General features: G+C 37.9%; 12 protein-coding genes. All 12 read right to left on the bottom strand.

The annotated features are described in order from the left end of the window. Positions 1-16 precede the first annotated feature (16 nt). Entirely contained in the window at positions 17-1,216 is a 1,200-nt protein-coding gene (locus tag MKY46_RS05770; protein WP_330493464.1) for a glycosyltransferase, read from the bottom strand. Beyond that, positions 1,173-2,252 carry a glycosyltransferase gene (locus MKY46_RS05765; RefSeq protein ID WP_244504797.1) on the bottom strand — a complete coding sequence of 360 codons (1,080 nt, stop codon included), beginning with the start codon at positions 2,250-2,252 and terminating at the stop codon, positions 1,173-1,175. The genes MKY46_RS05770 and MKY46_RS05765 overlap by 44 nt, the downstream gene beginning before the upstream one ends. A gap of 15 nt (positions 2,253-2,267) precedes the next feature. Continuing rightward, positions 2,268-2,966 (bottom strand): CpsD/CapB family tyrosine-protein kinase, encoded by a 699-nt coding sequence (locus tag MKY46_RS05760; protein ID WP_036121265.1) that lies wholly within the window; start codon positions 2,964-2,966, stop codon positions 2,268-2,270. After that, on the bottom strand, positions 2,966-3,682 hold the full coding sequence (locus tag MKY46_RS05755; RefSeq protein WP_089932015.1) for a YveK family protein: 717 nt from the start codon (positions 3,680-3,682) through the stop codon (positions 2,966-2,968). Before MKY46_RS05755 ends, MKY46_RS05760 begins: the two co-directional genes overlap by 1 nt. A gap of 68 nt (positions 3,683-3,750) precedes the next feature. Beyond that, entirely contained in the window at positions 3,751-4,908 is a 1,158-nt protein-coding gene (locus MKY46_RS05750; protein ID WP_089932159.1) for an O-antigen ligase family protein, read from the bottom strand. Positions 4,909-4,928: 20 nt separating this feature from the next. Beyond that, positions 4,929-5,711, bottom strand: coding sequence for a tyrosine-protein phosphatase (locus MKY46_RS05745; protein ID WP_330493463.1), 783 nt, complete (start codon positions 5,709-5,711; stop codon positions 4,929-4,931). A 131-nt stretch (positions 5,712-5,842) separates the two neighbouring features. Further along, positions 5,843-7,402 carry a ribonuclease Y gene (rny, locus tag MKY46_RS05740; RefSeq protein WP_036121270.1) on the bottom strand — a complete coding sequence of 520 codons (1,560 nt, stop codon included), beginning with the start codon at positions 7,400-7,402 and terminating at the stop codon, positions 5,843-5,845. A gap of 560 nt (positions 7,403-7,962) precedes the next feature. Continuing rightward, on the bottom strand, positions 7,963-9,027 hold the full coding sequence (recA, locus tag MKY46_RS05735; protein ID WP_036121272.1) for a recombinase RecA: 1,065 nt from the start codon (positions 9,025-9,027) through the stop codon (positions 7,963-7,965). 158 nt (positions 9,028-9,185) lie between these two features. Continuing rightward, on the bottom strand, positions 9,186-10,445 hold the full coding sequence (locus tag MKY46_RS05730; RefSeq protein WP_058843925.1) for a competence/damage-inducible protein A: 1,260 nt from the start codon (positions 10,443-10,445) through the stop codon (positions 9,186-9,188). A gap of 17 nt (positions 10,446-10,462) precedes the next feature. Beyond that, entirely contained in the window at positions 10,463-11,041 is a 579-nt protein-coding gene (gene pgsA, locus MKY46_RS05725; protein ID WP_330493462.1) for a CDP-diacylglycerol--glycerol-3-phosphate 3-phosphatidyltransferase, read from the bottom strand. Positions 11,042-11,088: 47 nt separating this feature from the next. Next, the gene (locus tag MKY46_RS05720; protein ID WP_170829781.1) at positions 11,089-12,018 is read right to left on the bottom strand and encodes a helix-turn-helix domain-containing protein; all 930 of its coding nucleotides are present in this window, start codon (positions 12,016-12,018) and stop codon (positions 11,089-11,091) included. 16 nt (positions 12,019-12,034) lie between these two features. Beyond that, complete coding sequence (locus MKY46_RS05715) at positions 12,035-12,820, bottom strand: DUF3388 domain-containing protein (RefSeq protein WP_008178931.1); 786 nt, start codon at positions 12,818-12,820, stop codon at positions 12,035-12,037. Positions 12,821-12,871: the final 51 nt, after the last annotated feature.

The raw sequence follows: 12,871 nt of genomic DNA, 5'->3' as shown, positions 1-12,871 counted from the left end.
CACACCTTTCTATTAGTTAGGATGGACTTTCCTTTAGAATTGCTGGATATAATGATTGATATTGCGCAACAACCTGTTGAATTTGAAAATTTGCTAACACATGTTCACGACCAAGGTTCGCTTTTTGTGCATATTGCCGTGAACTGTAATTTAAAGCCGTATTAATTCCACTTGCTAAAGCCTCTGCATCCTTGGCAGCTACAACCTCACCACTATTCCCGACCAAATAAGCACAATCTCCAACATTCGTTGTGACACAGCATGTGCCGCTTGCCAATGCCTCCACTAGCACATTCGGTAGCCCCTCTCCTACTGAGGATAAAACGAATACATCAGCTGCTGCCATTAATTGTGGAATATCCTCTCTACTGCCTAATAAGAACGTCACTTCCTCTAACTGGGCCGACTCAATCAGTTGTAGTAAATCCCTATTGGCATCATCAATTTCAAAGCCTACTAAAAACAAATAAAAATCTTGCCGTTGCTGCCTTAGCTTTTTTACACTAGCCATCAAATTTTCATAATCCTTTAATGGGTCCCATCTGCCAACATGCAATAAAATGGGTTGATTGATGATGTCAAATTGTTCTACAAAATATTGCCTCTTCGTGCTTGGCTGATATTGATCTGTGTTGATGCCATTAACAATGACACGATGCTGCTTACCACTGTAGCCAATCGCTTCATGGATTTCTTTTACTTTTGGTCCACATGAAATAATAGCATCTACACGTTTTGACAATTTTGCACAAAGCTTGGCAATAAAAATTGTCCGGCGTTTATTATCTTGTTTATTGAGATTACTATGGTGAATTCCCCAAATTAATTTCTTTTTTAGCAATATCGCTAGGATATATCCTAGTAAGTTAGCATGATACATCCATGTTTGAATAATGTCGCTTTCTTGACATAAACGATAGCAATTCATAAACGCGTTGACACGATTGCTACGCAGATCGCATATCGTTACCTTAATATTTAATTGCTTTTCTATTAACTCACCATACGTTCCCATCTCCGTTAAACAGATGACCTCTACCTCATAACCATCCCGATCCATGTTTTCTAAGAGACGATAAAGCATGGCCTCTGCTCCACCAAGGCCAATGGTCGTGATGATATGCGTAATTTTAATCTTCTTTTGAATAGTCTCATCCTTTGATGTAGTTTCGTTATATGTAGAGCGTGCACAATTTGCTTGCAATCGCTTGTGCATCAAGTCCTTTCATTTTAATATGGTCATGAATCATTTGGTGATCCACTTGACCATTCTGAGTTACAATGGCCTGAAGCCAACTATCAATCTCTCCATGTAGATCTAGATAATGCACTAAACCAATATGTAAATCTACTTCTCTCGGTAAAGAGGAAGAAACAATAGCAGGTGTCCCGCAAACTTGTGCCTCTAAAAGGACAATCCCAAAGCCCTCGAAGTGTGATGGCAGGAGAAATTTATCAAAGAGTTGAAGGAGCGTGAGTATATCTGCACGCTGTCCTAAAATTCGTACACAGTCCTCTACATTTTTTTGTTGGACGAGCTGTCGAATTTCTTGCTCTAAAGGCCCATCCCCTATCAAAAATAGTTGAAAAGGGATACCTCGCTGTTTTAAATAGACGGAGAGTTCAATTAAAAAAGAATGATTTTTCACTGGTACAAAGCGTCCAATATGCCCTAACACTAATTCATCATCTTTTATCCCTAGTTCTTCTCTCCATTTTTTTCTCTCTTCAAATGATATACATTTTACTTTTTGAAGTTCAATTGGGTTTGCTATTACTTCAAAAGGCCTTTTACTAAAACAAAATTCCCCCGCCTTTTGACTACATGCCACCAATTTTGTTGCATTGTAAACACTTAGTCTTTTCAACAATGCTAACATAATCTTATTGTTCCACTCCTCAGCAACATTCGTATGGCTGTGTAAAACACGGCATTGAACACCCGCTAAACGAGCTGCCAGCAATGTAAAGACCGCTCGATAGCCTGTATGATCGTGAACTGCGTCATATTGTTGCTGCTTTAGGATTCGATAAAGTTTCCTCATATAAGCAAGTGGTCCTTGCTGGGTAATGTATGTTTCGTAAAATATCTTGGAGCCCTGTTGAACTAATGTCTCATGGTATTGCCCTTTATTAAACGATAGAAAATCAAAATGGTACATTGATTTATTCGTATTCGTCCAAATGTCGACAACCATCGATGTAATACCGCCGAAATCTGTTGTTGGAATAATATGCAAAATTTTTTTCAAAGCTATTTTCCATCCTTATTCTTTGCCATAATAATGCTCGTACGTATTGCCCTTGATCTTATAGTTATTCAAGATAACACCTAAAATATTAGCCTTAGAAACTGTTAAGATTGACTTCGATTTGATAACGTCTGCTTGCCCAACCGCCCCTGTATTGACAATTAAAAGGGTGCCATCACATTTATTCGATAAAATTTGTGCGTCCGATAAAAAAAGTAACGGTGGTGCGTCCAAAATAATGATATCGTATATATTTTTCACTTCAGCCAGGAGGGAGGTCATCGTTTCTGAAGCTAATAACTCTGTCGGATTGGGAGGAATTGGCCCACTCGAAATGATATCTACTCCTTCGACGAAAGTTTCTTGAATCACCTCTTGTAGTGCAGATTGCCGTGATAATACTGAGGAAAGCCCTAAAATATTGTCTAGATAGAACGTATGGTGCAAAGTAGGTTTACGCATATCAGCATCTACAATCAGCACGCTTTTACCCTCTTGCGAAAATACCACACCAATATTCGCCGCATTTGTAGATTTTCCCTCGCCAGCAATGGAAGAGGTTACTAAAATCGTCTTCACATCTCGATTAGGCTGTGAAAACTTAATATTTGCGCGAATTGTTCGATATTGCTCTGATGGAATCGACGACATATCGGAAACGGTGATCAGCTTTCGAGCCATTGGTATTTTCTTTGTTTTTCTCTTAAAAAACATTAGGATGGCCCCCTGACCCTCAGTTTTTTTCTCGTCTGTAATTCGATATTACTGACGACCCCAATCACTGGTAATGATAAAATCTCCTCGATATCTTGCTCTGTTTTAATGGTCCTATCAATCGTTTCTAAAAAATACGCTAGCACAATAGCCAAAGCGAAGCCGCAAATAGCAGCTATAATAAGATTCAGCATTTTATTTGGCTTTACTGGTACTGGCTGCTCACTGCTTTGGGCAACAAAAAGAATATTAATATTGTCTACATGCATCAAGACAGGAATTTCCTCTTTAAACACTTCGGCAATTGAATTGGCGATTTTCACTGCATTCTCTTCATTTTTATCCTGTACGCGAATATTCACCACCTGGGAATTATTGGCGCTTGAAACCTCTATTTGCTTCATTAATTCATCTGGTGTCGTATCAAGTGACAGTACATCAATAACCTTCGCTAAAATAACAGGACTTTTAATAATCACATTGTACGTATTAATGAGTCGCAGATCCGTATCAACATTTTGTGCACCTACTAGTTGCTGATTTTCATAGCTTTTTTGATTGACCAATAATTGCGTTTCCGCTTCATATATCGGCGTTTGAATATAATAACTTATCAATATAGCGATGCCCATAGATAGAAGCATGAGCATGAGGATGAAGAACCAGCGTTTTAGCAATACTTTTATGAGACTTTGTATTGTCATTTCTTCATTCACAAATGGATCCCCTCCTAATAGGCAAATCGTGCACAATATTAATAAAGTATATTAAACAAGCCTACTGGTTATTCGGACAAAGTCGCTCTTTTGCCCCTATCCCTCATACTTCCACTTACAACAAATACAAGGAGATGAAGCATATTAAAATAAAGTATTTCAAATGTAGAAACCCCTAATACGGCAACCACGACCAAGGCTGTAAAAACGATAAGCTGTTCATTCATCTGACGATAACCCTTGGCAATGGCAAAAAGAAACAAACAGTAGCTAACCAGTGCCAGCAAGCCTGCCTCCTGTAAAATATTAATCAATGTATTATGTGCATGGGAAACACCTATAGACCACAATGATTCAACACCGTGTCCCCAAAAATGAAAATGCTCAAAAACATATTGCCAAATTTCAAGGCGACCATCTGTTATGTTCGTAGATTTTTTCTCCATTTTTAATAGAATACTTTGTACCGCCTCTTGCATCATGTCCATTTTCATCATTACCATTACTACAACTACACCTAAACATGTAAACAATGTGACCAACTTTATGAAGGGCAGGAAGGTTTTGTTCATGCTTTTAACAATCCAAACCATGACAACAACTGTGGCAAGAGCAACGGTTAATAATGATGTACGCGCATTTGATAGCAAAATAACATACAAACTAATTAAATAGACGACCGTATAAAGTATAAAAGACAGCATGTATTTTACCTTTTGTTGCCCATGTAACATCTGTATTGTCACGTTATACAGTTTCATTAATACTACTATCACTAAACCAATCATAGAAAACCCCATTGTATTTGGATTTTCAAATACACCAGCAAAAGCTTCAAACATATAATGTGCTTGCTGAAAACATAGCATTAAAAATGGGATATAGGCGATTAGCACACTATTTAACACGATTTCTAATACTTGTGCTTTCACAAGATCATTAAAAAAAATAGAAACAGCTATAAACAGGCACATCAATTGTAAACTGTTTTTCAATAAAATCATGTCCTGATTCATACCTGCTGCTATGACACAAAAAAATGTATACAGACTAAAGAAAACACAGGCTTGTACATTGTGAATATGTATTTTTTTATGCAGGAGTACAGATATCACTATGATGAACAAGCCGATTACTAAAGATAATTTATGATAAATACCAGCGACTGGCTGCATGAGACTCATAAAAATAAGTGTGCTAAACATTAATGTGTAGAATATTTTCATGTGATTGTCACGCTCAAATCCTACAAAGACATATGAAAGAAATACCATCGTTTCCTTAAAGCCATATCATCCAATTCGAGTGGCAAAATTGGCTTATTTGCTAAAATGCTTGCATTATTCGTTAAGAGGCGATTGATCGAATCTCCCTCTTTCTTTCTCTCCAGATATTGCAGTGCTGCTTGATAATAAAAGCATCTTGTGCGTAGATCGTGGGCATCAGAGCCTATCATATGAATGTAATTGGCCCTCACTAAAGCAAGTGATAATCGCTGTACTTCCTTACCATACAATCCGGTTAAACTACCCGCCGTCAATTGTGTAAATACCCCTTGTTGAATGAGGGCATTCAGCCTTTTTGGATTTTCTCTAATAGCCATATTTCGTTCAGGATGGGCCAAAATGGGTTTATAACCCGCTATTTTTAATTGTCTTATCATCTCTACCGTATAGGCGGGGATAGTGCTAGAAGGAAGTTCCAATAAAATATAGTTGGACTTTGCTAATGTATGGAGCTGTTGTTGCTGAAGTAGTGTAGGAAGCTCATCATGTAAGCGTATTTCGTGGCCAGTATGGAGTGTAATTGGTATTTGCTCATGCTGTAACAATTGTTGTAAACTCTTGACTCGCTCTTCGACTTTTTTATATGGGACATGATATTGTGGGTGCATGGCATGAGATGTACAAATGATTTCTGTAATTCCTTCTTTAGCAGCTTGCCTTAACATATTCAAGGAATCTCTTTCATTTTTCGGTCCATCATCTACACCGTATAATACATGTGCATGGAGATCAATCAGGATCATCACATCTTTCATCGTTAATCAAAATATAGCCTTGTTCTTTTTTATGATAAGGGCTCCTTAAACATGACTCTACTGAAAGTAAAAAAGAGGCTCTCTAGATATGAATCTAAAGAAACCTCTAACTTTCAATATTATTTCGCGTACTCCACAGCACGTGTTTCGCGAATGACTGTTACTTTAATATGACCTGGATAGTCTAATTCTTCCTCAATACGTTTGCGGATATCTCGCGCAAGACGATGGGAGGCTAAATCATCAATTTTTTCAGGTTGTACAATAATTCGAATTTCGCGTCCAGCTTGAATTGCATAAGATTTTTCTACGCCATCATAGCTTTCTGAAATTTCCTCTAACTTTTCAAGTCTGCGGATATAGTTTTCAAGTGTTTCACTACGTGCTCCTGGACGAGCTGCTGATAATGCATCAGCTGCTGCGACTAATACCGCAATGACAGATGTTGCTTCTGTATCACCATGATGCGAAGCAATACTGTTAATAACGACTGGATGTTCCTTATATTTCGTTGCTAATTCCACACCGATTTCAACGTGGCTACCTTCAACTTCATGGTCAATTGCTTTCCCAATATCATGTAATAAACCTGCGCGACGAGCTAATGCTACATCTTCACCAAGTTCAGCAGCAAGTAATCCTGCTAAATGTGCGACTTCAATTGAATGTTTTAGGACGTTTTGTCCATAGCTTGTACGATATTTCATGCGGCCTAAAATTTTCATTAAATCCGGATGTAAGTTATGAATACCAATTTCAAATGTAGTTTGCTCACCTGTTTCGCGAATTTGTTCATCCACTTCACGACGAGCTTTTTCCACCATTTCCTCAATGCGAGCTGGGTGAATGCGACCATCTTGTACAAGTTTTTCAAGTGCAAGTCGAGCCGTTTCACGACGAATTGGGTCAAAGCCTGATAAAATAACGGCTTCTGGCGTATCATCAATAATTAAATCAATGCCTGTTAACGTTTCCAAAGTACGGATATTACGGCCTTCTCGACCAATAATACGACCTTTCATTTCATCATTCGGCAAGTTCACAACAGAGACAGTTGTTTCTGCTACGTGATCTGCAGCAAAGCGTTGTAGTGCTAATGATAAAATTTCACGTGCTTTTTTATCTGAGTCTTCTTTTGCACGTGTTTCAGCTTCCTTCGTCATCACAGCTATATCAGTTGTCAGTTCTTTTTCTACTTCATTGAGGATAATTGATTTAGCTTCTTCTCTAGTTAAAGCAGAAATACGTTCTAACTCTGTTTTCTGTGATGCAACGAGCTCATCCACTTTGCTCTCCATCTGTTCAATATGCTGTTGTCTTTCAGCTAGAGCTTGTTCTTTACGCTCTAAGCTTGCTTCTCTCTTATTTAGAGCATCATCCTTGCGATCAAGATTCTCTTCTCTTTGCAATAAACGGTTCTCTTGTTTTTGAAGTTCTAAACGACGTTCACGAATGTCATTTTCGGCTTCAGTACGAAATTTGTGAGTTTCATCTTTGGCTTCAAGTAGTGCTTCTTTCTTCATTGCCTCCGCTTCTCGTTTTCCTTCTTCAACGATTGTTTCAGCGACATGTTTAGCACCAGTGATTTTTGAGTCATTCACTTTTTTCATGTAGATATAGCTAACAGCGGCACCAACGATGAGTCCAAGCAAAGCGGAGATGATAGTAATTCCATCCATATGAACACCTCCTCTTGCTATTTGGGTATTACAGTTTCAGTCGGCGCATACATCTATGTCACTTTGGCAAAAATGTGCTAGATTTTACTTGTGCAAAATCCGTTTTATTAGCCAAAGCTTTCGCTTCATTCAGTAGGTGTTTAGACATCTATTGAAAAGGAACAACAACCACCCATAACAAGGAAATCTTAAAAAGTGTAATGTCCATTTCACTATAAACATTTGCTAAATGAAGACAAAATGTACTGCCTATTTAAAGTCATAATTCAGAAATTATACATATTTAATTGTATAGCTAGCCTCAAACTCTGTCAAGGTTAGTCAGGCGTCTGCTCGCCCCATCGGATAAAAAAAAGTAAGTCCTATCCATTCAGTGAATTTTTTCCCTATTACTTTTACACTAGAAAAAAATTCACCTTCAAAACAATTACCATAAAAACAGTACATTAGAAATAACACGTCTAAGGCTTAGAGCCTCTCTCTTATTATGTGTAAAAATTGAAGATTATAGACAAAAAAATGCATTGTCCCCTTAAATAAAGCAGGAACAATGCAATCGTTTATTTTTCTTCTTCAAGAAGCAACATTAATTCGTCATCCATCTCTTCTTCATCATGTGCTGCAATTGTATAAGAAGAAGCCGCGATACCATAAGAAGCTCGAATTTTATTAGCGATTTCTTCTAAAACAGCTACATTTTCTTTTAAATACTGTTTAGCATTTTCTCGACCTTGACCTAGGCGTTCGTCACCATATGCATACCAAGAACCACTTTTTTGCACAATATCTAATTCTACACCTAAATCAACTGTTTCGCCTTCTTTAGAAATTCCTTCTCCATACATAATATCTACCTCAGCTGTACGGAAAGGTGGCGCTACTTTATTTTTAACAATTTTAATTTTTGTACGGTTACCAACAATATCATTACCTTGTTTAATTGCTTCTGCACGACGCACTTCTAAACGGACAGAGCTATAGAATTTCAGCGCACGTCCACCTGGTGTTGTTTCTGGGTTTCCGAACATGACACCAATTTTTTCACGAATTTGGTTAATGAAAATAGCAATCGTTTTTGATTTATTAATCGAACCTGAAAGCTTACGTAATGCTTGAGACATCAAACGTGCTTGTAAGCCGACATGAGAGTCACCCATATCGCCTTCAATTTCTGCTTTTGGCACTAAGGCAGCGACAGAGTCAATAACAATAATATCAATAGCACCACTACGCACTAATGCTTCTGCAATTTCAAGTGCTTGCTCCCCTGTATCTGGCTGTGATAATAATAGCTCATCAATATTAACACCTAATTTTTGTGCATAGATTGGGTCTAATGCATGCTCTGCATCGATAAATGCTGCTTGTCCACCTGTTGCCTGCACTTCTGCAATAGCATGTAGAGCAACTGTTGTTTTACCAGATGATTCAGGACCATATACTTCGATAATACGTCCACGTGGATAACCACCTACGCCTAATGCTGCATCAAGTGCTAGCGAACCACTTGAAGATGTCGCAATTTCTAAATCGGTTCTTTCACCAAGTTTCATGATGGAACCTTTACCAAAATTCTTTTCAATTTGTTTTAGAGCCTGTTCTAAGGCTGCTTTACGATCACTCATTCATTTTCCTCCTTCGAAAACTGTTCACTGTTTTTATCTATCTCTACTATACTTGTTTTTAAGAAAACGCGCAAGAAAAAAGCGAACATTTATTCGATTTTTCTTCAAAATAAAAATTTGGATAGTTTTCCTCTACCCAAATTTCTATTTCACTCTATTTAATATCGTTTTGTATAACCGCGTTCTTCTAAAAGCTGCATTAAATAATGACATGTAAATTTCACCGCACGTAGTCGATTTGTATTTCGCATGCCTGATAAATGCAGTAAATAAGTAAGTGGCTCCTCATCATTGATAGCAATACCAATCCAAACCGTACCTACTGGCTGGTGATCATGCGCTGTCGGACCAGCCTCTCCTGTAAGACCAATTCCAATATTAGTAGCAAACTTTTCGCGAACAGCACTTGCCATTGCCGCCGCACACTCACTGCTAACGACACCATGTGTATCAATTAATTCTTTTGAAATGCCAAGCTGTTTTATCTTTGCATCAGCAGCATAGGTAACAACGCCACCAATCAGTGCATTGCCTACCCCAGGAATTTCCGCAAGCTCAGATTGAAATAACCCAGCTGTTAAACTTTCTGCGGCAGCAATGGTTAACTGATTATCAAGTAGCATTTCTACCGTTTTAGAGGCAAGAGAGTCGTCATCTACACCATATTGATAATCTCCCACAAGTGCCTGTATCTCAGCAACCTTTGTAGCTATAAGCTGTTGAGCTTCCTGCTCTGTAGCCGCTTTAGCTGTAACACGTAATGTTACTTCTCCATCAGAGGCAAGTGGGGCAACTGTAGGATTTGTTTGGGCATCTAGAATATCTTGAACTCGTACCTCAAGCTCTGCTTCACCAATCCCATAGAAACGCATCACATGTGATGCAATGATCCCTCCATCATTAAGCATCGCAGCAAGCTTTGGTTTTGCTTCAAATTGAAACATAGGTTCCAGCTCTTTTGGTGGTCCTGGAAGTAAAATATAGGTGCGGTCATTTTTTGTGAAAATCATACCTGGCGCCATTCCATGGTGGTTGGCTAGCACTTCACTGCCAGCTAAAATTAATGCCTGCTTCCGATTATTCTCCGTCATTGGACGACCTCGTTTGGCAAAAAATTGCTCAATATACGTTAATGCTACATCATCAGACTCAAGCGAAACACCAAGATGACGAGCAATCGTTTCCTTCGTTAAATCATCTTTCGTAGGTCCAAGTCCTCCCGAAAAAATAATTAAATCGGCACGAGTCTCCGCCACTTCAATAGCCTGTTCTAAACGTTTCGTATTATCGCCTACTACCGTATGATAAAAAACGTTGATACCAAGCTCGGATAATTGACTTGAGATAAATCTCGCATTTGTATTCGTAATTTGACCTAATAATAGTTCTGAGCCAACCGCAAGAATTTCAGCATTCATGATTCACAAGACCTTTCTTATTTAGACTCAAGTAAAACACGTCGATTTAGATAGAAATAATCCCACCCAGACCAAAGCGTAAAGAACAATGCAATATAGAGCATGATCGTATCAAATGGAATACCAAACAGTGTAAAGATTGTATTGTGTAAAAGAGCAGCTGCAATCGCTACAATTTGTGCCCAAGTTTTGATTTTACCGAGCTGATTAGCAGCAACAACTTCTCCCTCACCTGCCAAAATCAAACGTAAGCCAGTTACGGCAAATTCACGGCTAATAATAATGATGATTACCCAGGCAGGTGCCATATCAAGTTCTACCATTAAAATGAAGGCTGCTGAAACCAGTAATTTATCAGCTAAGGGATCTAAAAATTTCCCAAATGTTGTCACAAGATTATACTTACGTGCATAATAACCATCCACCCAATCTGTTGTTGAAGCAAAGATAAAAATAAGTGCACCTATAAAATGGTGAATCGGCATCTCAGCGCCAAATAGTGTCAAAGTTCCCCAGTGGAAATCAAACATCATCACGATGACAAAAAATGGAATAAGCAAAATTCGAGAGATGGTAATTTTATTTGGAATGTTCATTTTTCTAACACCTTTCATGATGAAAGAAAGTAGCCATCACCTGATGACTACTGTTCTTTATTGAAATTGATGACGATATTTTGCGTTACAATCTGCTGTGCATACGGTAGAAGTTCGTCATTAATATAGATTTTAGCCTGCGTTGAATTACCAAGACGGACACGTACATAGTTTTGTGTTGTAGCATCAAACTCAACTACTTCTCCAGCATTATAGACACGTGTGTCCGTTAATAATTCTTGTTGCTGTTGGTTGCGAATACCCACAAATGTAGGACCTGATACTTCGATTTTAATTTTCATTGTATCTGTACCTGTTAAGGTATAAGAAGTCGTCGCCCCATCCGCCTCAACCGTCCCCGCGGAAATTGTTTGCTTCATCTCTTCTGTTTGATCAGTTTGATCTTCATCAGTTGGTGTTTCCTCTGTAGAGTTTGTATCTTCTTTATCTTTTTTCTGTGCATCTTTATTTTCTTTGTCTTTTTTATCCTTTTCACTATCAATTGGTTGAATATTAGTATCATATTCCATTTCAGGAGTAGTATTTTCTACTTCGCTTGTCCCTGAACTATTTTTAGATTGCCATAGTATCCATATGGCCACAATGATTACAACGATAAATAAAGCTACAATGATTTTTGGCATAGCCTCCATCATTTTATTCGAAGGGCCTTTCGTAACTTTTCTTCTACTTGGACTATTCGTCATCGATTGACTTACTTGGTCATTTGGAGTACTCGGTAGTTCTTTTTTATAAGTCTCTAAAATTTCCTCTGCGTTCAAACCAACAGCTTCTGCATACTGCTTAATAAAAGCTCGTACATAAAACGAACCAGGCATAATGGAATAATTGCCTTCTTCAATTCCTACTAAATAACGCTTTTGAATTTTCGTTATTTCTTGTAAATCGTCTAAGCTGTAGCCTTTAGACAGTCTCGCCTCTTTCAGTCGAGTACCTAATTCTGCCACTAATAACACCTACTTTAACATCAAATTAAAAATTAAATCCTCCAAATGAATCGGATTCGGACATGTGATTTTTTTCCATTATTTCATAAGTAATTTCTTCATCCGTGTGATGACGTAATTCAATGATATAATCAAAATCCTCTATTTTATATTCTGAATGCTGCACAAACATATCTGGATGCTCAACAACTTTAATGCAAGGCATATTCATCATTTCACGCACTAATTGCAAATGTCGCTCATCAGATGAACGCCGAGTCACAATACCATCTAAAATAAAAATATTGTTACGACTAAATTCGTCTCCCACAAGTTTATTACGAACAGTTTGTTTAATCATTGTAGACGATAAGAAAATCCATTTTTTATTGGCACAAACACTTGCAGCTACAATGGATTCAGTTTTTCCAACGCGTGGCATACCACGAATACCAATTAGCTTATGTCCTTCTTTTTTAAAAAGCTCTGCCATAAAATCGACTAAAATACCAAGTTCGTCTCTTACGAAGTGGAAAGTGTTTTTTTCGTCTGCATCTCGAGGAATATAACGACCATGCCGAATAGCTAGGCGGTCACGAAGTTTTGGTTGTCGAAATTTGGTTACGTTAATATGTTCCATTGTCGAAACAATTGTACGAAAACGTTCAATCGCCTCATCATTGTCTGTATGCACTAACATACCACGTCGGTCCTCATCGACACCATTTATTGATATAATATTGACACGAAGCATCCCTAAAAGTGAAGCAATATCTCCTAATAATCCAGGGCGATTCACCTGAATTTCATATTCAAAGTACCAATCGCTCAACACACTCGTTCCCTTCCTATTAGTTAACGTAAAAAATCCTTTATAAGTTCC

Origin of the sequence: Lysinibacillus sp. FSL M8-0355 (assembly GCF_038008985.1) — a bacterium.
GTDB lineage: Bacteria > Bacillota > Bacilli > Bacillales_A > Planococcaceae > Lysinibacillus > Lysinibacillus fusiformis_D.
This window is presented reverse-complemented; position numbering and strand designations above follow the sequence as displayed.